We start from the raw sequence: 24,404 nt of genomic DNA, 5'->3' as shown, positions 1-24,404 counted from the left end.
GAAAAAGCGTATCTGGTAAGATACGCTTTTTTTACATGTGACAAGGTAAAATACCTTGATCAAAAAGAGATAAACAAATGCTTGAGAAAATCAGAGAGGGCTCACAAGGCCCTGTAGCCAAAATAATTTTAGGCGCGGTGATTTTATCTTTTGCCTTAGCAGGGATCGGTAGTTACTTAGGTCAAACCACAGAACAACCCGTTGCTGAAGTAAATGGAATTAAAATTAGCCAAACCGAATTTAATCGTGCTTATCAAAACGAACGTAGCCGTTTAGAGCAACAATTTGGTGAATACTTTACACAAATTGCAGCCGATCCAAATTATATGGCACAAATACGTCAAGGTGTAATTGACCGCTTAGTACAACAAGAATTGCAATCACAATTAGCGGCAGATTTAGGCCTTCGCGTGAGCGACGACAGCGTTCGTAAAACCATTTTAGAACTACCTTACTTTCAAATTGGCGAAAAGTTTAATAACGACCGTTACTTACAAGTAATTCGTCAAATGAACTTTCAACCAGATGCATTTCGTGAATATCTTCGTAAAGATATGACGCGCAGCCAATTAGTATCAGCTGTAGCAGGTACTGACTTTGCATTAGAAAGCGAGCTTAAGAGTGCGATTGCACTACAGCAACAAACGCGTAGCATCGACTACTTAGTCGTTAACAAAGAAGCACTAGCAAAAGACATTGAAGTATCAGAGCAAGAAATTTCTGATTACTATGACCTAAACTCTTCACAGTTTTTATCGCCAGAGCTAATTTCAGTAAATTATATTGAATTAAATGCGTCAGATATTAACGTTGAGTCGGTAACTGAGGATGATGTAAAAGCGTATTACGAGCAAAATAAAGCGCAGTACATCGAGCCTGAAAAACGCCGTGTATCGCATATCTTAATTGATAACAGTGAAGACGACGATGCAGCTAAAGAAAAAGCTAACGCACTACACGCTCAACTTGAGCAAGGTGCAGACTTTGCAGAGCTTGCTGAGTCATCGTCTGATGATATTGTAAGCGCTGAAATGGGCGGCGACCTTGAGTGGATTGAGCGTGATGTAATGGACCCTGCATTTGAAGAGGCAGCTTTTGCACTTGAAAATAAAGGTGACTTTTCAGAGGTTGTTGCATCTGAGTTTGGTTATCACATTATTAAGCTTACAGATCTTCAGCCACAACAAGTAAAAGCGTATGACGATGTTAAAGCAGATTTACGTGCTGAGCTTGAGCAAACTGAAAAAGTAGATGCATTTTACGAGAAGCAAACTGAAATGGGCGCATTAGCGTTCGAAATTTCAGACCGTTTAGATGATGCCGCAGAAGCTGCAGACGTTGAAGTTAAATCTACAGAGCTTTTAGCGCTTAACGCACTTCCTGAGCCATTAAATAACCCTGCGGTTATTACAGCGCTAACATCAGTTGATTTACTCGAAGATAAAGTAAACTCTGAGGTTATTGAACTTGGTGATGAGCACGCAGTTGTTGTTCGTATTAACGAACACAAACCTGCAGCAACTAAACCTCTTACAGAGGTAAGTGAGCAAATTAAAACTCGCTTAGTTAACGAAAAATCATCAGAGCTTGCTAAAAGTAAAGCGCGTGAATTATTCGCTCAAGTACAAGCAGGTAAGAGTTTAAATGAAGTTGCACAAGAGCAAAGCTTAACAGTTCGCCAAGAAGGGCAATTAACGCGTCAAAGCTACACTGTATCGCCAGCTATTGTAACGCAAGCGTTTAAAATGGCTCACCCAGCAGATTCTGCAGTGGTTGATATTGTTGATTTAAATAATGGTGACTCAGCAATTGTTGCGCTTAAATCGGTGACTGATGCACAAGTTGCAGAAAACATTGATGCACAAACTAAGCAAACAATTACTATGGCGCAAGCTAATAAAAACTACATGGTATTTATTGAAGCGCTAAAAGCACAAGCTGAGCTTAACTTACCACTTGTTGAGCAAGCGGCTGAATAAGTTGTTTTAGCAAGCATACTAAAGGCGCCTTGAGCGCCTTTTTTATTGTCTTGAATTAGGGGGGCCTATAATACTAATCATTTTACGGGGCTAGATAGGCCTCGCAATAAACTCAATCCGATTACCGCTAGGCTCTCTTATCATCATGTGCTGCGTAGGGCCTTTACCTAAATTCTCTGGTGCAAATTCTATAGTAATATTATTTTGCATTTTTAAGTGTTTATACAGCTCGCTTAACTTTTCAATACTCTCAACACTGAGTGCTAAATGGTGTAGGCCCACATTCTTTGCTCGATTAAACTCTACACGTTTTTTATCATTCTTAACTCGCCACAATGTAATGGTTATTTTTTTGTTAGATAAAAAGTAAGCAGGATAAGTCGGATCATTTCCCAGCACTTTAAAACCAAGTACATCAGTAAAAAACACTTTAGATGAATCTAAATCTGAAACAGTTAAACCTAAATGATCGATTCCGCCAACCCAGTTTTTAACTTTGTTAGGGGTATCGGCAATAGCAGAGGCAGATAAAAGCAGTAAGGGAGTAATACAAAGTAGTGTGTGCTTGAGCATGAAACGGTCTTGTTAAAAAGTAAAAGTTAATAACAAGACCTTCTAAAATGCGCTTACATTACAAAAAACTGCATTAGCAGCTTAATAAACGTTGTGTAACTTTTGATTGTGGGTTTTGAAATACCTCTTTAGTGCGGCCGTATTCCACCACTTCACCTTTATCAAGCACGACTACCAAATCGCTAATATGGCGAACTAAACTTAGATGATGGGTGATCATGACATAAGTAAGGCCTGTATCACGCTGTAGTTTAAGTAATAAATTTACGATTTGAGCGCGTATCGAAGGATCTAAAGACGAAACCGCTTCATCGAGTACAATTACCTTCGGATCTAAAATTAAAGCTCTAGCAAACGCTACACGCTGTAATTGCCCCACACTAAACATATGCGGGTAATAATGTTTATGATCGATTAATAAACCTACTTTAGAAAGCGTGGCATCTATTTTTTCATCACGCTGAGCTGTATCAAATTCGGTATTGTACTGCAGGCAATCGTTAAGCATTTCACCTATGGTTAAACCAGGATTAAGCGAGGCACCTGAGTCTTGAAAAATCATGCGGATATGCCGACATTGATTATCGCGTACGCCGTTATCTTCAATAATAATATTTTCGAGTAAAATTTGCCCGCTATCTGCGTTATCAGCGCCCGAAAGCAGCTTAGCTAATGTACTTTTACCTGCACCGGTTTCGCCAATTATGGCGATACTTTCACCTTTGCCTACGCAAAATGAAATATTTTTAAGTACCTCAAACTTTTTGCGAGTAAAAAGCCCTGCGCGTACATTAAAGGTTTTACAAAGAGCTTGTACTTTTAACAGTGGCTGCATTACTTCATGTCCTTAATTAGCGGAAAGTGACACGCATAACTATGACCATGATGCTTAGTTAAAGCGGGTGTAACGACACATGCTTTTTGTGCTTGTGGGCAACGCGGCCCCAATCGGCAGCCAATAGGCAAATGTTGTAATGTAGGAATAGTACCTTTAAGCGCATAAAACGGCTCTTTATGGGCTAAGCCTTGCTCGTAGTCGGGCAAGCTTTTTAATAGCGCTTGTGTATATGGATGTCTAGGTTGTTTAAATATTTGATGAGTAGGGCCTGCTTCTACCATTTGTCCGCAATACAAAACATGGATGCCGTGTGACCAATGGGCAATTTCTTCAAGTTCATGGGATATCATCAAAATAGACATGTTTTTAAGTTGGTTTAAGCTTTTTAGTAATCTAAAAACTTGCGCGCGTGTGGTGCTTTCAAGCGCTGTAGTAGGCTCATCAGCAATTAAAAGCTTAGGCGTACGAGCAATGGCCATGGCAATCATTACTTTTTGGCACACGCCCTCTGAGAGCTCATGCGGGTAACTACTAAGTACAGCTTCGTGATTTTTAATACCGACCTTATGAATAAGTGCTTTTACGCGGTCTTTTCTCTCGCGGTTGCGCTTTAAAAAGAAACCTTTGCGAGCAACTTCAGGCAGTGTTTCGGCTATTTGGTCAAATATTTTTGCGGTAGGGTCAAGGCATCTACTTGGATCTTGGTAAATCATGGCGATGTCTTGGCTTACTATTTTACGGCGCTGCTCTGGGCTTAAGCGCATTAAATCAACACCGCGCCAGTGTATACGGTCGGCTGTTATATGCCAGCGTTCGTTTAATACGCCAATAATAGCTTTTGCTATTAAGCTTTTACCTGAACCAGACTCACCTACAAGTGCATGTACTTCACCTTCTTTTAGGCTAAAACTCACTCTGTCTACGGCTCTAATTACCGTCTCAGAGGTGCGTAGTTCAATCGTTAAGTTACGAACATCAAGTAATTGCATTTAATCTGCCTTACGTGCTTTAAGCACTTGTCGCAGGCCATCACCTACTAAATTGGTAGATAATACGGCTAAAAATAACAGTACACCGGGCAAAGCTACCGTCCAAGGTGCTAAATAAATCAGGCCTAAGTTTTCAGCTAAAATTGCGCCCCATTCGGTTGTGGGAGGCTGTGCACCCAACTTTAAAAAGCCAAGGGCAGAAATATCCAATATTGCGGTAGAAAGCGCCATAGTGAAAATAACCACAATGTGCTCGTAAATATTTGGAAAAATTCCCCGCGATATAATATGCCAGTTAGATGCGCCATCTAGCTTAAACGCGGTGATGTAATCTTTACTCAGCTCATCAACAATTAAGTTACGAACCGAGTGAATAAACTGTGGCAGTAGCGCTAATATAATTGCCCATACGGTATTCATTAAACCTGGGCCAAGTATGGCTATTATAATTATTGCCAATAATAAAGAAGGTATTGAGAGCGTTATATCAAGTAAATGGTTTAAAAAGCTTGAACGAAGGCCTCGGCTAATACCTGCAAAAGTACCCACTAAAACACCAATAATCGTCGTTAATAAGGCGGCGACCACAGACAATCCAAACGTATAGGTTGCGCCATTCATTAAACGAGAGAGAACATCTCGGCCTAAATCATCGGTGCCTAAAATAAAGCGCACATCGCCCATTTCACGCCACGAAGGTGGAATGAGTAAGGCATCGCTATGTTGTTGATTTACACCATAAGGCGCTAAAAATGGCGCACTGGCTGCTAATAAAGCAAACGCCATAAAAATCCATAAACCCACAAGAGCGGGGTGGTTATTTTTAAATTTTCGCCAAAATCGCGCAAGTGGCGATTTATTCGACTCTTCAGAAAATAAATTAAACTTTGCCATGGGCCTGGTTCCGCGAGAGTGGGTCGAATAATGTGTAAGTAAGCTCAGCTATAATAGTGGCTAATATAACAAATAAAGACACTGCCATTAAACCACCTTGAATAGCCGGGAAGTCGCGCTGATAAATACTGTCAATTAACCAGCGGCCTATACCTGGCCACGAGAAAATAACTTCGGTGATCATGGCAAGGGTAATTAGCGTGCTAAATTGCAAACCTATTTGTTTTATAACCGGTAATAATGCATTACGAAGCGCATGGTGCATGATAAGTTGACGCCGGTTAAGGCCTTTTGCCCTGGCTGTCTTAATAAAGTTTTGATCCATTATTTTAAGCATAGACTCACGTGTAAAGCGCACCAATACCGTTGTAGGGTACATTGCCAGTACAATAGTGGGGAGTGTTAAATGGCGCAGGGCATCTACAAAAGCCATGCCTTTATAGGGGAAGCCCGCTAAAGCAATATCAATTAAAATAAACCCAGTACTTGCTGGTATTTCATAAAGTAAGCCCATTCTTCCCGACATAGGAAACCAGCCAAGCTTTAATGAAAAAATCATTATTAATAATAGTGCAAGCCAAAATACCGGAATAGAATAACCCACCATAGTGGTTGAGTTTATGAGTTTATCGGGCCAGCGTTTATGATAGCCAGAGCCTAAAATACCTGCTGGTACACCAACCACAATTGATACAATAAGTGCATATAAGCTAAGTTCAAGCGTTGCTGGTAATAAATCAAAAATATGACTAAATACACTGCCACCAGAGGCAAACGACAGCCCCCAATCACCTTGAAATATTCGCCCTAAAAAAGCAATGTACTGCATAAAGTAATTGCTGTTGTATAAATATTTGTCTTCAAGTTCGCTATGCTGAGCGAAGTTGCTGCTAGGTACACCACTTAAATTACTTAATGGATCGCCAGGGAACAAATAAGCGAGAGAAAAAGTAAAAACGCTGAGCATTAAAATCATAAAAAACAATAAGCCAAGGCGACGTAAAATATAATCTACGATCATTATTTTTTCCTCGCATTGGCAAGAGAAATAGCACCAAATGGGCCAAGCGTTATGCCCTCTACATCGGCACTACTGGCTTGAAAACGCAGACCATGAGCTAAAGGCAGTAATGGCAGCTCTTTAATTATTAAGCTTTGTGCATCTTCGTAGTATTTTTTACGTTTGTTTAAATCTGTGGTGTCGAGTGCTTGTGTAAGCATTAAATCAAATTGCGGATTACACCAATTTGCAGGGTTTTTACCGCTAAATGTAGCGGTGCAGCTTAATAGTGGGCTAAAAAAGTTATCTGGGTCGGGTGTATCAGCGGCCCAACCAAGTAATACGCTGTCGTGGCGATGTTCACCAATGCGCTGAATAAAGGTGTTCCATTCGTACTCTACAATACTTACGTTAACACCTACTTTTCGTAAATCACTTTGCATTAGCTCAGCCATTTTACGTGCATTAGGGTTATAAATTCGGCTCACTGGCATTGCCCAAATGGTCATATCAAAGCCATTAGGTAGGCCTGCTTCTATGAGTAGTTTTTTAGCAAGTTCGGGGTCAAACCTAGGCATATCTTCTTGTGGCTCAAATGCCCACGATGTTGGCGGTAAAATAGATTGTGCACGTGTGCCATTTCCGTAATAAACAGCCTGCATTATTTTATCGGTGTCTATAGCATGCGCCAGTGCTTGGCGTACGCGAATATCGTCAAATGGCGCTCGTTCAGTATTAAAAGCCCAATAACCTACATTTAAATTGGTTTCTTTTTCTACGTTTATGTCATCGCGCTGAGCCAAAATACTGAGTTGTGCGCTACTTGGGTGAGCGGTTATATCACATTCTTTAGTTAGCATTTTTGCAATGCGGGTGGTGCCATTAGGTGTTATATCGTAAACCAATTGCTCAAGGGCTACATCGTGCTTCCAATACAGCGGATTACGGTAAAAACGCACTAAATGGTCGCGGCGGTACTCTTTATAAATATAAGGGCCAGTGCCTATAGGGTATTGATCGAATAAGTTTTCTTGGTTATTTTTTTTAAGCTGCATGGCGTATTCTTCTGAAAGCACCACGGCAAAATCGGTAGCCATATTCGCTAAAAAGCTGCTCTCAGGGTTAAACAGTTCAAAACGCACTTGATAATCCGACACGCGAACAATTTTACGAATTAGCTGATCAATCCCCACACTTTGAAAATACGGATAATTAGCATCGCCCACAAAGTGATATGGGTTATATACGTCAAATAATCGACTGAAGGTAAATATAATATCGTCGGCATTAAAGTCCCGCGATGGGGTAAAATACGACGTAGTATGAAACTTTACGTCTTTACGAAGGGTAAAGGTTACCGACTTTCCATCTTTACTAATTTTCCAATCGGTAGCGAGCTCGCTTTTAAATTCGGCCGTGACGGGGTCAATGCTAATTAAGCGGTCGTATAATTGATTGGCAATAATATCAATAGTTGAACCTGTAGTCGTTACTTGAGGGTTAAACGACACAGGGTTAGCTTCAGCGCAATAAACTAGCCCTTGGTTTTTTTCTTCTATGATTTCTTCTTTGCTATCAAGGCAACCAACTAAAGTGGTGGCAAGCAAAACAAGTAATAATTTATGCACCCGCATAACCTCTAACTATTGTTGATCCAACAAGTTGTATTTTTTAAGATAACCACGTAATTGATGATACGTTAAACCAAGTACTTCTGCAGTTTTCTTTTGATTAAATTGGCTATGTTCGAGTGCTTTATTAATCATATTTATTTCAAACTCGTTAGAACGCTCTTTTAAGCTACACGGAAACTGTATTTCTTCCCCGGGCTCTGCTTTAGGTAAAGCACTCGGCGCAGGAGCCAAAGCGGGCTCTTGTGCAACAACTTGCGCTGGGATAGGGGCTTTAATACGCGCTTTTGGTCTAAAGCGGCTTTCAAATGGGTCTAAAATAATCTGATGAACGGGAATATGTTCGCTGCCATGGCGATATAAGCTGCGCTCAACTACATTTTTAAGCTCACGTATATTACCTGGCCAATCGTAACTTAACAGGGTTTCGGTCGCGCTTCGGGTAAAGCCACTAAATAACTCCCACTCTAGGTCGCGGGCCATGTTCATCGCAAATTGCTCGGCAAGTAACATAATATCGTCTTGACGTTCGCGCAGTGGCGGCAGAGTAATTACATCAAAAGCTAAGCGGTCAAGTAAGTCGCTTCTAAATTCACCTTGCTGTGCAAGGTGCGGTAAATCTTCGTTAGTTGCACACACTAAACGGGTATCAACTTTTACGGTTTGCTTACCGCCCACACGTTCAAATTCGCCATACTCTATTACACGTAGGAGCTTTTCTTGTACCATAGGTGATGTGTTTGCCAGCTCATCTAAAAATAAAGTGCCACTATTGGCACGTTCAAAGCGGCCTTCATGGCGTTTGCTTGCACCGGTAAAAGCACCGCTTTCATGACCAAACAATTCGCTTTCGAGGAGGTTTTCGTTAAGGGCTGCACAATTTAGTTTTACGTAGTTTTGATCCCAACGTTTAGATAAAAAGTGTAAACGCGCAGCGATGAGCTCTTTACCCGTACCGCGTTCACCAATAATTAATACCGGTTTATCTAAATTAGCTAACTGCGATACCTGATCAAGTACAGCTAAAAAGCTATCAGATTGGCCGAGTAAATTATCCTGTTGGCGATATTGGCTCATATATCCTAACTCTTGGTCATTTTTACTAACAGTTAGTGTATTTCATAATTAAGGATAACTAAAGGAATTTGTATATTTAGTTTAACTTAATGAAAATAAAGTGTATTTTAGTTTTTAAAAAGTTGGCAAGCATATTGATACTAGTTACAGCAGACTAACTAAGTTTAAATTACAGAGGTAAATGTTATGGGAATTTTTTCACGTTTTGCAGACATTGTTAATTCTAATATCAATGCCATTTTAGATAAAGCAGAAGACCCAGAAAAAATGGTTCGTCTTATTATCCAAGAGATGGAAGACACATTAGTAGAGGTACGCTCTACGTCAGCTAAAACACTCGCTGAGAAAAAAGAAATTGTACGTCGTGCAGAAGCATTAAAGGCGCAAGTAAGTGATTGGCAAGATAAAGCCGAGCTAGCTCTTAGCAAAGATCGCGACGATTTAGCACGCTCAGCATTGCTTGAAAAGCAAAAGTCGGCTGAAGCCGCAGCTGCTGTAGAAGGTGAGCTTGAGCATGTAGAGTCTCATATTGAGAAACTTCAGCAAGAAGTCACCACGCTGCAAGAAAAGCTAGCTGATGCTAAGTCACGTCAAAAGGCAATTATTTTACGTCAACGCTCGGCTGAGTCGCGCCTTGAAGTGAAAAAAGCGCTTGATAGCTCTAAAGTAGAAGATGCACTTAATCGCTTTGAACGCTACGAAACTAAAATTGATGGACTAGAATCTCAAATAGAGTCGTACGACTTAGGTAAGAAAACATTAGCAGACGAAATTGCAGACTTACAAAAAAATGAAAAGATAGATGATGAGTTAGCCGAACTTAAAAAGAAGCTAGCTGATAAATAACTTATAAAGGGGCACTTAAAGTGCCCCACTGCTTAAAACATCGAATACGGATTGTCAGGAGAGGATTATGTTTGATCCAGAGATACTAGTTGCACCATTTATCTTGTTTATGATTTTTGTTGCGCCACTGTGGTTAATTTTACACTACCGTAGCAAAAAACAAGTAAGCCAAGGTTTAAGTGAGCATGAACACCGCCAATTACTTGAGCTTGCTCAAAAAGCCGAAAAAATGGCTGACCGAGTAGAAACCCTTGAAGCATTACTTGATCAAGAGTCACCACAATGGAGACGCAAAGTATGAGTGCCAAACGCGAATTATTAAGAGACCCACAACGCGGTAAAATAGCAGGTGTATGTGCGGGATTAAGTGACTACTTTAATATGGAGTTATGGTTAGTTCGCATTATATTTGTTAGTGCGGTACTGCTAACAGGTGGCCCATTATTTGTGGTAGCGTATATTGCAGCGTGGTTTATTTTAGATAAAAAAGACCCCACAACTACACATACAAGCAGCGCAACTAAAACTGACGATCCGCTAGAAGTTAAATTTAAAGTATGGCAAAAAGGCGAGCCTCCGCGCCGCGCATTGCAAGACTTAAAAGAGCGTTTAGGGCGAGTAGATTCGCGCCTTCAAGATATGGAACGCCATGTTACTTCAAGCGAGTTTACGGTTAGCCGTGAAATCAACAAACTTTAAAGGATTTAATAGCACTTTGTTCGGTGATTAAGCATCAATGAAGTGCTAGCCCATTATGAGTAGCACTTCATTTGCCAAAAAAACCTTTAAAAGCATTAAAGGTTCAGCCCAAAAAGCCCTTCATCGTAGTTTAGATCAACACGTAAAATTAGCCGTAACGGGTTTAAGTGGTAGTGGTAAAACGGCGTTTATTACCGCGCTTGTTAAACACTTAACCACACAAAGTGATGATAAAAACTTACCCTTTTTTGATGTAATGCGAGAGCACCGCCACATTGCCACTAAAGTTGTTCCGCAAGAGGCGTTAAAGGTGCCTACGTTTGACTACCCACGAGCACTTAACGCATTACTCCCAAGCGATGGGGAGCCTACATGGCCTGCATCAACCGAGCGTATTAACACCCTGCGTTTGGCTATTAAATACCAAAGTGCCTCAGGGTTACGTGGGCATTTTTCGCCGCAATCTACGCTGTATTTAGATATTATTGACTACCCAGGTGAATGGCTACTTGATTTACCTATGCTTGAGCAAAGCTATAGCTTGTGGTGCGAGCAACAATATCCGCTATTGTTACAGCACCCGCGTGTGAACACCTCTACTGAATTTTTAAACGCGCTTGAACAGCTTGATTTAAATGCCCCCGTAGATGAAGGGTTGCTTGCGCACATTGCAGCGCTTTATCAAAGTATGCTGGTGGGCCTTAAAAAAGACACCAAGCTTGCCATGTTACAACCTGGGCGAATGCTTATGCCTGGCGACTTACAAGGTGCGCCGCTTTTATTATTTTTTCCGGTAAATGCACAGCATATAAAAAGCGATGAAGTGGTGCCTGGCTCTAACTTAGCGCATTTAATTAAGCGTTTTAACGCCTATGTAAAAGAAGTAGTTAAGCCATTTTATAATGAGCACTTTAAACACTTTGACCGTCAAATTGTGCTAGTAGATGTACTCAGCGCTTTAAACGAAGGCCACGAAACACTCCAAGAGCAAAGTAGTGTAATTAATCAATTGCTCGCACACTTTAATTACGGCGAGTCGGGATTTTTTAAGCGCTTATTTAAACCCAACATAGATAAAATACTCTTTGCTGCCAATAAGTCAGATCATATAAGTGCTAAGCACCACAAAGACTTAGCACTACTGCTTGATTCGCTAGTGCATGAGCAAAGCAATCACTTAAAGTTTGATGGAGTACAAATAGAAACCATGGCTATGTCGTCAATTACTGCAACGCAGCCGCGCCAAGTTGCCGATAAAGGCCAAACGTTAGATTGCATTTATGGCAAACCACTTAACGAGCAAGACTGGCTAACTTACTTACCACCACAGCCACCTAACCGCATGCTTAATAAAAATGAGTGGCCAGCGCAGGGGTTTGAGTTTTTGTCGTTTGCGCCTATGCCAAACCCCGATAAGCAACTTAAACATATTCGCCTTGATCATGCGATGCAGTACCTGTTAGGAGACAAATTATCATGAACGATACACACCAAACATTTCAAGCGGGTAGGCGTATTAATACCCAAGCAGATGAGCAGATTGAGCCTAAACTTGCCCCTGCAAAAATAGTTGCTCAAGGTCAAAGTGAATACATTGAAGAGCCTGATGATGAGCTTCTTGAAGATGAAATAGAGTTAGAGCCGGTATATAAAAAGTCAAAATGGCAAACGCTTAAAGGTGTGTTTGTTGTCAGCTTTTTAGTACTGGTGCTACTTGAGTTTGCTTATTCGCTAGTATTTGCATTTCAGCAATCGGTAATTTTAGGCGGCGTATATTTAACAGCCGTGGTAAGTGGTGTGCTATTAATTGGGCGCATGCTCTGGCGCGAATATAGAATGCTGCGCAGTTTAAAGCGCAATCAGTTACACCGTCATGAAGCGGATAGGCTTTTAAATAGTGAGCAAGTAGGCGGCGCATTGCCGTGGCTTGAAAAGCTAAACAAGCACCAACAACTCGACAACTTCGAAGCGTTTAAAAACCAAGTAGCTACCCATCATAGCGATAAAGAAATAATGACCCTTTACGCGAATAGCTTACTCATAACGCAAGACACCAAAGCTAAAAAGCTTATAAATCGTTTTGCGACAGAGTCAGCATTGCTAGTTGCCTTAAGCCCACTTGCGCTGGTGGATATGATGGCCGTGCTTTGGCGCGGTACTAAGTTAATAGAACAAATTGGTAAAATTTATGGCATTGGTTTTGGTTACGCAAGCCGCATTAAGCTCTACCGTATGCTTATAAAACAAGTGATGTTTGTAGGTAGTGCTGAGCTTGTATCTGATTTAGCAGCCACAGCACTCAGTGCTGAGCTTTTAGGTAAACTTTCGGGTCGGGCTGCACAGGGCGTAAGCGCGGGTATTTTTACAGCGCGTATTGGTTACAAAGCAATGGAGCTTAGCCGCCCACTGCCAAGGCTTGAAAACAAACGCAGCTTGTTAAAAGGTACAGTGCAAAGTATTGCCAGTAAAATTATGAACCGTAATAAGGGCGAGCCAACGCAATAAAAAAGTGGCAATATTTGTGTACAAAATCGTACTGAACGGTTTTTGCACAAATAGCCATCTGAGCATCCGGCATGCTTGTGATTTAAAGTGCGGTGCGTTTTATTTATGTAATTGACACACATAATAAAAACGAGATCACACAATGAGCAAGCATCATATTAATACCCAATGTATCCATGGCCCACAAAAAGCAAACGATCCTCACGGCGCACTCACGTCGCCTTTGTATCAAACCTCTACCTTTCATTTTGAAAATGCAGCACAAGGCGCCGCACGTTTTGCAGGCGAAGAGCCAGGTTATATTTACACCCGCCTAGGTAATCCAACCACCACCGAACTTGAGCAAAAAGTAGCACAGTTAGAAGGCTGCGAAGCTGCAGCTGCCACCGCCACAGGTATGGGCGCTGTATCGGCGTCGGTATTAAGCTTTTTATCGCAGGGCGATCATTTAATTGCATCAAGTGCATTATATGGATGTACTTTTGCGTTTTTTGCTCACATGTTACCGCGCTGGGGAATTGAAGTTACTTTTGTTGATATGACCAACGAGGGCGAGCTTCGCGCTGCTATAAAACCTAATTCAAAAATGATATTTGTAGAAACGCCAATCAACCCCACAATGGCAGTCATTGATTTAGCCTTAATTGGCGCGCTCGCTAAACAACACAATTTAATTAGTGTGGTCGACAACACCTTTTTAACCCCGTTACTGCAATCACCTAAGCAGTACGGTATAGATATTATTATGCACAGCGCCACCAAATATTTAAACGGCCATGGTGATGTTGTAGCAGGGCTTGTGTGTGGGTCGCTTGAGCACATTACCTTAATAAAAATGACGGTACTTAAAGATATTGGTGCAACCATAAGCCCGCACGACGCTTGGCTAATAAACCGCGGCTTGAAAACTTTAGCTATACGCATGGAGCGTCACTGCCAAAGCGCACAAACAGTAGCTGAATACTTAGAGGGGCATCCGCAAGTTAATATTGTTTATTACCCAGGGCTTAAATCGCACCCAGGTAATAAATACATAGGCAATCAAATGAAAGCCGCAGGCGGCGTTATTGCATTTGAAATTAAAGGCACCCTTGCCCAAGGAGCGCAGTTTATAGATAGCATGAAGCTTTGCACACTTGCTGTAAGTTTAGGTGATGCCGAAACGCTTATTCAGCACCCCGCATCAATGACGCACTCTCCTTACACACCACAGGAGCGAGCAGCTGCAGGCATAAGTGATGGCTTAATAAGACTCTCTGTCGGGCTTGAAGATGTTAACGATATTATTGACGACTTAAACCAAGCTTTTACATTGATTTGTTAGGTGTATTTATTTATGTACAGTTGGGTTTGTCCTTAGAGCCTTTGATTTAGTGGTTGTATAATATTAATGTCGGTGGTGTAATTTTAACTATACACTTTAGTGGATCGTGCTAAATGTAGATATCCGCCTAACTATTAAACTTTTCTTCACTTTTGCATAGTATGGCTGCATTAGATATTCACTAATCTTGAGTATCACACTGACACACATTTAGGGCTTAACCCCAAGAAGGTTATTATGGCTAAAGCAAGTAAATACACCTCTAAAACACCAGACGAAAATGGTGTTATACACTGGAGCGAAGAAGAAAATAAAATTTGGTCTGAGCTTGTAGCACGCCAACTTGCGTGCATAGAAGGCAAGGCGTGCGATGAGTACATGGAGGGGCTTAAAAAAATAAACCTACCACACGATCGTATTCCGCAGTTAAGCGAGCTTAATGAAGTGCTTCTTGCCTCCACTGGTTGGCAAGTAGCGCCTGTACCTGCGCTTATCGATTTTGATGAGTTTTTTAGGTTATTGGCAAACAAACAATTTCCGGTAGCCACGTTTATTCGTAGCCGTGAAGAGTTTGACTACCTTCAAGAACCTGACATTTTCCATGAAATATTTGGCCACTGCGCCATGCTAACTAACCCTGACTTTGCCGAATTTACACATAAATACGGCCAACTAGGTTACGCAGCACAGAAAAAAGATCGCGTGTACCTTGCACGTATGTATTGGTTTACGGTTGAGTTTGGTTTAATGCAAACCGAAAACGGCCTGCGTATTTACGGCGGCGGTATTTTATCAAGCCCGGGTGAAACGCAATACGTGTATTCAGACACACCAGAAATAACGCCTATGAGCGTAATTGATGTGCTGCGTACGCCGTACCGTATTGATATTATGCAACCACAGTACTACACCATTAATTCGATTCATGATCTGTTTGATATATCGCAAATGGACATTATGACTTTGGTTGAGCAAGCTAAAGAGCTTGGCTTGCATGACCCAAAATTTCCACCAAAAGAAAAATTAGCTAGTTAACTTTAATTTAAAAGAAACGCTAAAGTAAGGATTTAAGATGTCTTCATTAAGTGAACAAAAATGCGAAGCTTGCCACGTAGATGCACCAAAAGTATCTGACGAAGAGCTTGCACAATTAATTACTAAAATCCCAGACTGGGTACCCGAAGTACGCGACGGCATTATGCAGCTTGAACGTGTTTATAAATTTAAAAACTTTAAACAAGCTATCGCATTTACTAACAAAGTGGGCGACATGGCAGAAGATGAAGGCCATCACCCTGGTTTATTAACCGAGTGGGGCAAAGTAACTGTAACGTGGTGGAGCCATTCAATTAAAGGCCTACACAAAAACGACTTTATTTGCGCAGCTAAAACAGACGATGTGTTTAACGCGCTTTAAGGTTACTTCAGGTTAGTCTTCGCAATAAAAAGCCCGCTAAATTAACTTTAGCGGGCTTTTTTATACGCCATCGTCACTAGCATTGATAGAAATTGAATGAACCTTTAGCTGTTTATCAGAAAACTTATTTTTGAGAATGCCGATAGTTTTTTCTTGCTGCCTACAAGGTGGACAAGGGCCTACATCTTCATCTATCGAAGTGTAAATTAACGTATACTTTTGCTGAGTAAAATCGGGTAATGTTATTAATAGTTGCTCTAGATTACTTTTAAGTAAATCAGAATCAGGATGGATTTGTTTATTTTTAAAAATAGATAAAATATTTGGTAAATATTTATCTGAGTAATGCATTAACTCGCCTTTGCTGTTAAATAAAAACATTTGCGGAGCGGTATTATTAATGGGTGACTTAACTATCTGATAATGCGAGAAGCTATAATTCTCGGCGTACGTGTTACCGCTATACAAAAGTAGTAAGGCTATAATTGATTTGTACATGTTTATCCTTAAGTTAAGTTGTTCCAAGAGTTACTCAGTGTTTTTTTAATCTCTATAGCAATAATACATACAACCACTAACAAAATGACTAAATGCACTGTAAGTATCGTGCTTAGGTCAAAAACGGATTGATGAAATAAAAAAGTTTGTAGTTTTTTATGTTGGGTGAAAAATAACGCAATAATAGCTATATGAGTTATCACAAATGCAGTAAAAAAGAGCTTTAAAAATAAATAACATATTTGGTAGCTGCGAGCGCCCATAGCACGTCTTAATGCAAGCTCTGTGGATGACTTAGCAGTAAGCTGTTTGATACTACTGTAGTTGTATAAAAACGCAGAGAGTAGAAGAATTGAGGAGCACACAACGGTAATTACAAGTAATGCATTTCTAGGGGCTTGCTCATTTTTTACTAAAGACGAAAGGGGGGTAAGTGATAAATCGTTAAAGTTTACACTTAATGCTTTTACTGCCTTTTGGAGTTCCTTTTCAACTTGTGTGATGGGCGCATGAGTTTTAATTATAATTGTTTCAAAACCTGTCAGAGCACTTATTACACTATACACAGTGGGCTGAACAGGTGTATCGGCCCCTTCATTATAAATATCATTAACAACGCCAACTACTTTATGTTTTACTTTGCCAGTATCAAATTGGGCTAATAAATAAGCTTGGCTTAGTTCTGTGCTTGCAAAGTATTGATCCCATAAGGCTTTGTTAACCACAACTTTTTGATATTGCTGCCACTGAACACTTTGGCCTGAGATAAGCTTAGCGCCAATAGTTTTAAAATATTGAGGGCTTACTCGATGGCTTGCAGTACTGGCATTTTTACCTGCGCTTATAGCTTGTCCGGTAACGGTGTACCATGAACTAAAACCACTTCGTTTTGATAGTGGTGGGGCCGAACTAAGTGATACTTCTTCAATAATGGGCAGTGAATTTAATTGCTGAATTAATTGTTGAGCAGAGTTATTTGCATTAAAGGCCTCGCTAGGTGATTGCGGGAAGCTAAAACTAGCTATTAAAATATTATCAGCAACAAATCCCACGTTTTTATTATTTAAATTAATCTGGCTGTAAATAACTAAACTACTAATGTAAACACTTGTGATGGCAAGGCTAGTAAGTAACGAAAGTAATGAGAACACTTGTATTTTTTCGCTTGTTGTTGCGCTTTGACCGCGTCCAACACTGCTGTGTATCCACTTTCTTTGAAAGTAATTAAGCGCCGATAAACAAGTAATAATAACGATGTAAAATACCGCCAGCGTAAATAATGAAAAAGAGCTGCTTTGCTGGTTCAGGCTTGGTAATAAAATTGCGCTGATACTGTCGCTCAGTGGATAAAAAACGCACATTACAATAATAAGCAGTAGGCTTGTGAGTACGATATCAATAATTTGCTGCACAAAAATGTGAGTGTTATTGGCTCCGCATAATTTGCGTATAGTTTCTTCTTGTTGCTTTTTAATTGACTCTGCACAGTAAAATGCACAAAAGGCAATAAAGCTAAATGAGAGTAAAATATAATATAGTAACTGCAATAAGTTTAGGCGCTTTATTATTTTATTAAAGTGAGTTGGGTTGACGCCAATACCATCACTAAACTTAAGTTCGGTGTTATCAAATATAAACATTTCGTTTTGTAAGTGCTTATTTAGCAAGTTTAAGAAAAGTGTTTTATTTTTAACGTTTCCTAGAATATACGTAAATGTATCTGGGGTCAGGTTACTTTCTTGAGGCAAAATACGCTTGAGTTGCGAGTAAGGAATAACAAGTTTAGGTTCATAGGCGCGTTTAAAGCTTTTAAACTCTTTTGGCATTACAGCAACAATGTTTATGCTTTTATTATTAACCACAAGCTGTTTGCCAATAATATCAGTGACACCTTTAAAATGAGTATGCCAAAACGAATAGCTAATAGCGGCACTTATTGCGCTGCCTTGTTTTGGGTAATCTAATTGTTCAAAGCTGCCTAAAGCAGGAATGATACCTAATTGTTTATAACCCCCCGATATAAAGCTTACCTTAACGGCCTCACTATCATGATTAACCGAAAGCTTTAATGATAAATCGATAGAGCGTTCAAAAACGCCGACTAAATCTGGGTGCAATACGGTTATTTCATCAAAAATGTATTCATCAACGGGTAAGTCATTTTGAGTGTCACTTAAGTAAACTTGTTTAATGTTATGAATGTTATTTATTGCAGTGTAATCGGCTGATAAAAACTGACTATGAATGTTACTTATATTTAAAATTAAACATAAAGGAATACTAAGCAACAAACAGCTAAGCCATAATTTAGTATTTTGCTTAGCATATTTTAGCCAGTTAAAGGTCAGATCAGTAATAAAGTTCAGCATTAAAAACCTTGCGCACTTAGCTGTCCGTCTTGAATATACAAACGCGTTTTTGCTGTTTTAGCATGGTTTTCATCATGGGTAATTAAACAAATTGTTTTACCTTCGTCGTTTAGCTTATTGAGTAACTGATATATTTGCTCGCTATTTCTCGAATCCAAATTACCGGTTGGCTCGTCGGCTAAAATAACAAAGGGATCATTTATTAATGCTCTAGCAATAGCAACTCTTTGTTGTTGCCCGCCAGACAATTGGCTTGGTTTTCTATCAATAAACTCAAGCATGCTTACTTTATTAAGTGCAGCTTTAACTTTATTTAGGTAGTCCTTTCTAGGCACTGATTTGTTGTAACTCAGTGGTAAAGCAACGTTATCAAATACGCTTAAATGATTTAACAAATTAAAGTTTTGAAATATAAAGCCAAGCTCTCTGTTTTTAATAGCTGCAATAGCATCGGGTGTTAAGTCTGCTGTGTTAGTGCCTAAAATAGTGTATTGCCCTTGGCTGGGTAAATTTAACAAACCTAAAATAGAAAGTAGGGTACTTTTACCACTGCCTGAGGTGCCCGTAATTGCAATATAATCGCCACTGTTTATTTTAAAGTTTATAGCTTTAAGTGTATTCACTTTGGTATTAGGATATTGATAAAAAACATTATTAAACTCTATCAGCGGATAACTCATCAAAAAGCACCTATCAAGTCAAAGTTATTTTCAGTGGCGTAATCAGCAGGCAGTAACAACACATAGTTACTTTTTAATGGTTCGTTGAAGCTTAACGTATCTCGCTCGCTCGATTTGTAATTTATATGAGTAAGAATAGCTTTACTTGATGGTGTTACTTCATAAATCTTCCACTGGCTATGACTATCAAAGTCATTCGGTTTTGGAATATTTTGAACGAGTAGAGATTTCTCTAAATAAATATGAGCTTCTATTGCTTGGCTGCTTCTAAGCCATGATGGTGGGGGGGCGTTTAATACTAAAAATACGTTAATAGCACCATTTCTTATTACCGTATCAATATAATCAACCTTAGCTGCAATTGTGCCACTGGGCGTAACTATGTCTGCTTTTTGGCCTATCTTTAACTGAGTAGATGAATATTGAGGAACTTGTATTTTAGCGAGTAAGTTGTCGGTCTCTATTAACTCAAACAACGATTGCCCTTGTGTGACCGCTTGACCTAATTTAGCTAAGTTTTGGCTTACGGTACCGTCAAAGTTTGCTGTGAGTGTTAATTGCTCTTGGCGCCTTTGTAAATAACTAAGTTTGTTTTTGGCGATGTTTACTTTGTTATCAAGCGCAATTAATTGCTGATCAAATGCATCTTTAAATAGGCCAAGTTCATCATTTTTAGCATTAACTTCAAGTTCACTTTGCTTGTAAAGCATTTCGCTTTGTTTAAAGCGAATTGCAGAAATAATACCTTGTTCCAATAAAACTTTATTAGCATTTAATTCAAGCGATTGCTGCTGTAATGCCATTTGGGCTTTAGATAAGTCTACTTTGATTTGCGAGAGCTTGATTGTTAAATTGCTTTTATCAATAGCCACCTGAGATTCTAAATTAAGCTGCTCATAGCTCGCATTATGTATATCTTGTTCCAACTCGTAGTTAGTTAGCTTTGCCAATACTTGGCCTTTTTTTATAGCTTGCCCTTCACGAATTGTAAGTGCTTTTATATTGCCTTTTAGCGGCGCAGACAAAAGCTCTCTTTGTGTAGGCTCTATTGTACCAATCCCTTTTAATACATTAGGTGAGGATATTTTAGTAACAAGTATTGGTTTCAAATAACGAGCAGGTATGCCATCAGAGAATAGTGCTAATTTAATTAAATAGCCAAGAGCTATTAACAACAATAAAGTCCCAATTATGAATGGAGCTTTCTTTTTTTGTTTTACGATTAAATACTCTTCCATTAGTACAACCTGCTAAGTGCTTTTATTATTTTAAAAATAGGCTAAACGTTATTTAAGTTAGAGTTTTCACTTTCCTTATAAAAAGGATGTGAGGTTAATATCTAGCAGCTAACAGTCTGAATATACATCAACTCGTCCCCAAAACACACTCAGTTATATCACCACTAAGTTAACGATGTAAATTTTATTTTAATGTAACTTAGGGCAATAGAAATTTAATTATTTTACTTCTGATGATGTGGGGTAGAGAAACTATTATGTTGCTATACAAAAACGACTTTATTTGCGCAGCTAAAACAGACGACATATTTAACGCACTGTAATTAAAAATTAATTGAGCAAACTAAAAAGGCACTTTTCAGTGCCTTTTTTATTGCATTAATTGTGTATTAAATACGATGCTTATTTAAGATTTATCGCTATTTAACATGTCATCGTGCTCGGCCATATCCCAAGGTAGCTCACCTGGGCTGTTACCTAAAAAGTGTAAGTAATTCTCAAATTGATCAAGAATATCTTTCACAATATCATCTTCACTGTAACCATACACATCGTAAGATTGCCCACCACGACGTAAGAAAACATCAGCCTTGTAATACATTTCGGTGTTATCAATCTCAGGTTTCAGCTCTGAATAGGCAAAGCTTGGCATAGGGTGTTCGGTTAGACGAATGTCATATACAAAATCAACATGCTCATGGCGTAGCACAGTTAAATGAGCACGGCCTAAGTCGGTATCAAAATCAACCTCTGCATGCCATTGTCGTGCTTTTAATTCAGCCTGAACGGCTTGCATTGCTTGTACCACCACACTACTAATGAAGGTGTGTACTTTTTCTCTATTAGGGTAATTAACCATGGCGGCTAAACGGCGCTTCCAATGAGATAAGTTAACATTACGGCCATTAAGCGCATGTGCTTGTAAGCTAGTATCGCGATGGCCTTCAATGGTGAGTGCTCGCCAAAGCCCGGCGGTTGCAATAAGCATAATAATCGCAAAGGGTAAGGCACTGGCTATAGTCATAGTTTGTAGCGCACTTAACCCACCTGCTACTAATAAAACAGCAGCCACAGCGCCCTCTAGCACAGCCCAAAATACGCGTTGCCATGCAGGCGTATTAATACTCCCGCCAGAGGCGAGGGAATCAATAACTAATGATCCTGAGTCAGACGAAGTAACAAAAAAGGTAATGATTAAAATAACCGTCAGTAGCGAAATAATAAATGATAACGGTAACACCTCAAATAACTGAAACAATGCAACAGCTTGGTTTGCTTGAACATCAGTAATTAAAGTATTGAACCCTTCATTCATTATTAGATTTAACGCGGTATCACCAAACACAGAAAACCACAAAAAGGTAAAAATAGTTGGGACTAGCATCACGCCAACAACAAATTGCCTGATGGTTCTGCCGCGGCTAATTTTAGCGATAAACATACCAACAAATGGCGCCCAAGCAATAGTCCAGCCAAATATAAATAGTGTCCAGTTACCAATCCAATCACTACGGCTATACGCCTGTAAATTAAAAGTACGCTCAACAATACCGCTAAGGTAGCTGCCGGTATTTTGTAAAAACGATTCAAGAATATGAATAGTAGGGCCAATAAAAAATACAAAAGCCATTAACGACACTGCAAGTGTCATGTTTACAATAGATAAGCGTTTTACACCTTTATCCATACCTGCCACTACAGAGAGCGTAGCCGCTGCGGTAATAATGGCAATAGCAGTAATTTGTACTGTGGTATTAATAGGAATACTCGGCCATAAATAATGCAGCCCAGCATTAATTTGGGTAACGGAAAGTCCTAGTGTTGTAGCAATGCCAAATAGCGTGCCTAATATGGCAAACACATCAACAGTGTGACCAATAGGGCCATATATTTTATCACCAATAAGTGGATACAACGCTGAGCGAATCGACAGTGGAAGGCCATGGCGAAATGCAAAATAAGCAAGGACTAAGCCGACAATCCCATAGATTGCCCATATGTGAAAACCCCAATGAAAAAATGCAATTTGCATAGCTTGCTTGGCAGCATCGACGGTTTCTGCTGCGCCCGCGGGCGGAGATGCATAATGGAGTACGGGCTCTGCTACACCAAAATATAGTAATGCGACTCCGTAGCCGGCCGAAAATAGCATGGCAAACCATTCACCGAAGCTATATTGCGGCTGCGCATGATCAGGGCCCAGCTTAATATTGCCCCAGCTGGAGGTTGCAACACAAACGATGAAAACTAAGAAAATCGCGACTGATAACATATAAAACCAGCCAAAGGTTTCTGTTATCCACTTGAGGGTGACACTAAATGCTTGCCCTGCAAGTTCAGGATTGCTACTTGTACCAATTACCAAGAGCAGAATAATAAACACTGCAGGCAAAAATACCGGTAGCAAAATAGTTGAGCGTAAAGCAGTTTTTGTCATATTAATCCTTAATATTAATTGCTAACTTTCAATTATGCTTTACTACCTTATTATATCTTGAGTGAGTTGGCTAATTCAGTCATTTGTTTGTATATGTGTGTTGCTTTAAAGCAAGTGTTTTTTATTATTTTGATTAAACACCCACTTTTACTTTATAAAGTTATGTTTACGATGATATTTTAAATCTTATTATGATCTGTGAGTGAATCTTAATGGAAAGAACAATTAGGGATGAAAAAATTTCAGGTTTTAGAGATCTCGTTAATTCAAATTCTAGTTTTATTTATAACACTTATCATAATAAAAATGGCAAAAACCAATGGAATCTAATTTGTTCTTGTATGGACTGGATCACTGTATCGATTAGGTATTTACAACATACCTCAGGGTTTGAGGAAAATATTGATGTGCGTGTAATGCAGATGTTTTCTTTAATTTCTGCAATAGATCTCGTTTCAGAAGCAATAACCCAACTACACCGAGTGTTTATAAACCCGAGGACTTTACCTTTCTCCGGCGAAAAGGAGTGTTTTACAAATCGTTTATTTGATGAGGACGACAACAGCTACTTTAAATCAATAAGAGCTTCATTTGGTGCTCATCCCGTAAATTTGAATCATTCAGACTGTAAAAGGTTTGCTAGTTGGCCTTATGATGACCACATGGATAATGATGAGCTTACTGTTAACTTATATAGTAATAAAGTGGATGAAAGTGATCTTGTGATGGTTCTTAACTCTCACGAACTATTTTTTTCCTTCTTAAGAGATACAACTATCTTGATGTTCTATCTCAAGCAATAACAAAATTATTTAACGATTTTAAGCTGAATTTAACTAAGCAGCCTATACAGACTAAAGCATCTACTTTAGATCAGTTATATATTTTAAAAGATGAGTCTAAGGTAAGATTAAACAATGATTACTATAATGATGTAATTGATAATTTAATTATGGTTTACGAAGCCGAGCCTTTAGAGCCAGACCTTGAAATTAAAGCTACTAATTATAGAAGGTCGCTAGAGCCATTAATTGATGAAATAAAAATAAACCTTCAATTGATGAATATTAAAGATTTAGATAATGACGGGCTTCTTGAACCTAAATCAGACTTAAGTCAAAAGCTAAGTTATGAGTTAGGGAAGTTTTACAGTTGGCTACATGAGAGTGGCTATGATCCATTAGTTAGTTATTATTTAAAAAGATTCAATACAGAAACAGACTACATGTATGACTTCAAGATAGAAGATCCAGTTAATACGTTATTGATTAAGACAAAAATAATGCTACTTGATTGAGAGTTTATTGTCATAAGCAAAAAAGCTCCAAACCAAAGGGTTTAGAGCTTTTTTATATACAATTAAAGTTTAGCTAAAACACTTAACTTCAACATAGGTTGAGTGAAACGAAA

At 39.3% G+C, this 24,404-nt stretch carries 23 protein-coding genes and 1 pseudogene; 12 read left to right on the top strand and 12 right to left on the bottom strand.

All coding sequences use genetic code 11. The features are described from left to right. The first annotated feature begins 77 nt into the window (after nt 1–77). Nucleotides 78–1,979 (top strand): SurA N-terminal domain-containing protein, encoded by a 1,902-nt coding sequence (locus ALFOR1_RS11245; RefSeq protein ID WP_104643030.1) that lies wholly within the window; start codon nt 78–80, stop codon nt 1,977–1,979. A gap of 90 nt (nt 1,980–2,069) precedes the next feature. Here the strand turns inward: ALFOR1_RS11245 and ALFOR1_RS11240 are convergent, their stop codons facing one another. The 7 genes from ALFOR1_RS11240 to pspF all read right to left on the bottom strand — a co-directional run bounded on the left by ALFOR1_RS11240 (nt 2,070) and on the right by pspF (nt 8,981). Further along, nucleotides 2,070–2,552: a VOC family protein gene (locus ALFOR1_RS11240; protein ID WP_058548405.1), complete on the bottom strand. Its 483-nt coding sequence runs from the start codon at nt 2,550–2,552 to the stop codon at nt 2,070–2,072. A gap of 73 nt (nt 2,553–2,625) precedes the next feature. After that, the gene (locus ALFOR1_RS11235; protein WP_058548404.1) at nt 2,626–3,387 is read right to left on the bottom strand and encodes an ATP-binding cassette domain-containing protein; all 762 of its coding nucleotides are present in this window, start codon (nt 3,385–3,387) and stop codon (nt 2,626–2,628) included. Continuing rightward, nucleotides 3,387–4,379, bottom strand: a complete 993-nt coding sequence (locus ALFOR1_RS11230; protein WP_058548403.1) for a peptide ABC transporter ATP-binding protein — start codon at nt 4,377–4,379, stop codon at nt 3,387–3,389. The genes ALFOR1_RS11235 and ALFOR1_RS11230 overlap by 1 nt, the downstream gene beginning before the upstream one ends. Further along, nucleotides 4,380–5,273, bottom strand: a complete 894-nt coding sequence (locus tag ALFOR1_RS11225; protein ID WP_058548402.1) for an ABC transporter permease subunit — start codon at nt 5,271–5,273, stop codon at nt 4,380–4,382. It lies immediately after the preceding gene. After that, on the bottom strand, nt 5,260–6,294 hold the full coding sequence (locus ALFOR1_RS11220; RefSeq protein WP_058548401.1) for an ABC transporter permease: 1,035 nt from the start codon (nt 6,292–6,294) through the stop codon (nt 5,260–5,262). The genes ALFOR1_RS11225 and ALFOR1_RS11220 overlap by 14 nt, the downstream gene beginning before the upstream one ends. Then, entirely contained in the window at nt 6,294–7,901 is a 1,608-nt protein-coding gene (locus ALFOR1_RS11215; RefSeq protein WP_058548400.1) for an ABC transporter substrate-binding protein, read from the bottom strand. The genes ALFOR1_RS11220 and ALFOR1_RS11215 overlap by 1 nt, the downstream gene beginning before the upstream one ends. A gap of 15 nt (nt 7,902–7,916) precedes the next feature. Continuing rightward, nucleotides 7,917–8,981, bottom strand: a complete 1,065-nt coding sequence (pspF, locus tag ALFOR1_RS11210; protein WP_104643029.1) for a phage shock protein operon transcriptional activator — start codon at nt 8,979–8,981, stop codon at nt 7,917–7,919. Between the two features lie 186 nt (nt 8,982–9,167). Here pspF and pspA point away from each other — a divergent pair, with 186 nt between their 5' ends. The 8 genes from pspA to ALFOR1_RS11170 all read left to right on the top strand — a co-directional run bounded on the left by pspA (nt 9,168) and on the right by ALFOR1_RS11170 (nt 15,772). After that, the gene (gene pspA / locus ALFOR1_RS11205; RefSeq protein ID WP_104643028.1) at nt 9,168–9,827 is read left to right on the top strand and encodes a phage shock protein PspA; all 660 of its coding nucleotides are present in this window, start codon (nt 9,168–9,170) and stop codon (nt 9,825–9,827) included. A gap of 67 nt (nt 9,828–9,894) precedes the next feature. Beyond that, complete coding sequence (gene pspB, locus ALFOR1_RS11200) at nt 9,895–10,128, top strand: envelope stress response membrane protein PspB (RefSeq protein WP_011328706.1); 234 nt, start codon at nt 9,895–9,897, stop codon at nt 10,126–10,128. Further along, entirely contained in the window at nt 10,125–10,526 is a 402-nt protein-coding gene (gene pspC / locus ALFOR1_RS11195) for an envelope stress response membrane protein PspC (RefSeq protein WP_058548397.1), read from the top strand. Before pspB ends, pspC begins: the two co-directional genes overlap by 4 nt. A gap of 55 nt (nt 10,527–10,581) precedes the next feature. Next, nucleotides 10,582–12,006, top strand: a complete 1,425-nt coding sequence (locus tag ALFOR1_RS11190) for a YcjX family GTP-binding protein (protein WP_104643027.1) — start codon at nt 10,582–10,584, stop codon at nt 12,004–12,006. After that, nucleotides 12,003–13,031, top strand: coding sequence for a YcjF family protein (locus ALFOR1_RS11185; protein ID WP_104643026.1), 1,029 nt, complete (start codon nt 12,003–12,005; stop codon nt 13,029–13,031). The genes ALFOR1_RS11190 and ALFOR1_RS11185 overlap by 4 nt, the downstream gene beginning before the upstream one ends. A 142-nt stretch (nt 13,032–13,173) precedes the next feature. After that, complete coding sequence (gene megL, locus ALFOR1_RS11180; RefSeq protein ID WP_104643025.1) at nt 13,174–14,355, top strand: methionine gamma-lyase; 1,182 nt, start codon at nt 13,174–13,176, stop codon at nt 14,353–14,355. A 237-nt stretch (nt 14,356–14,592) separates the two neighbouring features. After that, nucleotides 14,593–15,390, top strand: coding sequence for a phenylalanine 4-monooxygenase (gene phhA / locus ALFOR1_RS11175; RefSeq protein WP_104643024.1), 798 nt, complete (start codon nt 14,593–14,595; stop codon nt 15,388–15,390). Between the two features lie 37 nt (nt 15,391–15,427). Then, nucleotides 15,428–15,772: a 4a-hydroxytetrahydrobiopterin dehydratase gene (locus tag ALFOR1_RS11170; RefSeq protein WP_006793641.1), complete on the top strand. Its 345-nt coding sequence runs from the start codon at nt 15,428–15,430 to the stop codon at nt 15,770–15,772. A gap of 60 nt (nt 15,773–15,832) precedes the next feature. On the opposite strand, the gene ALFOR1_RS11165 is transcribed toward ALFOR1_RS11170, so the two are convergent. The 4 genes from ALFOR1_RS11165 to ALFOR1_RS11150 are packed head-to-tail and all read right to left on the bottom strand — an operon-like array spanning nt 15,833 to nt 20,557. Continuing rightward, complete coding sequence (locus ALFOR1_RS11165) at nt 15,833–16,270, bottom strand: hypothetical protein (RefSeq protein ID WP_104643023.1); 438 nt, start codon at nt 16,268–16,270, stop codon at nt 15,833–15,835. An 8-nt stretch (nt 16,271–16,278) separates the two neighbouring features. Then, nucleotides 16,279–18,639: an ABC transporter permease gene (locus ALFOR1_RS11160; RefSeq protein WP_104643022.1), complete on the bottom strand. Its 2,361-nt coding sequence runs from the start codon at nt 18,637–18,639 to the stop codon at nt 16,279–16,281. Next, nucleotides 18,639–19,319 (bottom strand): ABC transporter ATP-binding protein, encoded by a 681-nt coding sequence (locus ALFOR1_RS11155; protein WP_104643021.1) that lies wholly within the window; start codon nt 19,317–19,319, stop codon nt 18,639–18,641. The genes ALFOR1_RS11160 and ALFOR1_RS11155 overlap by 1 nt, the downstream gene beginning before the upstream one ends. After that, nucleotides 19,319–20,557 carry an HlyD family secretion protein gene (locus tag ALFOR1_RS11150; protein WP_104643020.1) on the bottom strand — a complete coding sequence of 413 codons (1,239 nt, stop codon included), beginning with the start codon at nt 20,555–20,557 and terminating at the stop codon, nt 19,319–19,321. The genes ALFOR1_RS11155 and ALFOR1_RS11150 overlap by 1 nt, the downstream gene beginning before the upstream one ends. A gap of 227 nt (nt 20,558–20,784) precedes the next feature. Between ALFOR1_RS11150 and ALFOR1_RS20675 the strand changes: the two are divergent. After that, nucleotides 20,785–20,880 (top strand): annotated as a pseudogene (locus ALFOR1_RS20675) (4a-hydroxytetrahydrobiopterin dehydratase); the annotation flags it as partial. Nucleotides 20,881–20,963: 83 nt separating this feature from the next. Here ALFOR1_RS20675 and ALFOR1_RS11145 read toward each other — a convergent pair. Further along, complete coding sequence (locus ALFOR1_RS11145; protein ID WP_104643019.1) at nt 20,964–22,994, bottom strand: BCCT family transporter; 2,031 nt, start codon at nt 22,992–22,994, stop codon at nt 20,964–20,966. Between the two features lie 212 nt (nt 22,995–23,206). Between ALFOR1_RS11145 and ALFOR1_RS20510 the strand changes: the two genes are divergently transcribed. Then, the gene (locus tag ALFOR1_RS20510; RefSeq protein ID WP_227006948.1) at nt 23,207–23,797 is read left to right on the top strand and encodes a hypothetical protein; all 591 of its coding nucleotides are present in this window, start codon (nt 23,207–23,209) and stop codon (nt 23,795–23,797) included. A gap of 149 nt (nt 23,798–23,946) precedes the next feature. Next, entirely contained in the window at nt 23,947–24,291 is a 345-nt protein-coding gene (locus ALFOR1_RS20505; RefSeq protein WP_227006949.1) for a hypothetical protein, read from the top strand. Nucleotides 24,292–24,404: the final 113 nt, after the last annotated feature.

It is taken from the genome of Pseudoalteromonas carrageenovora IAM 12662 (assembly GCF_900239935.1).
GTDB classification, from domain to species: Bacteria; Pseudomonadota; Gammaproteobacteria; order Enterobacterales; family Alteromonadaceae; genus Pseudoalteromonas; species Pseudoalteromonas carrageenovora.
Note: the sequence above shows the minus strand (reverse complement) of the source record. Positions and strands in the feature narration are given on the sequence as shown.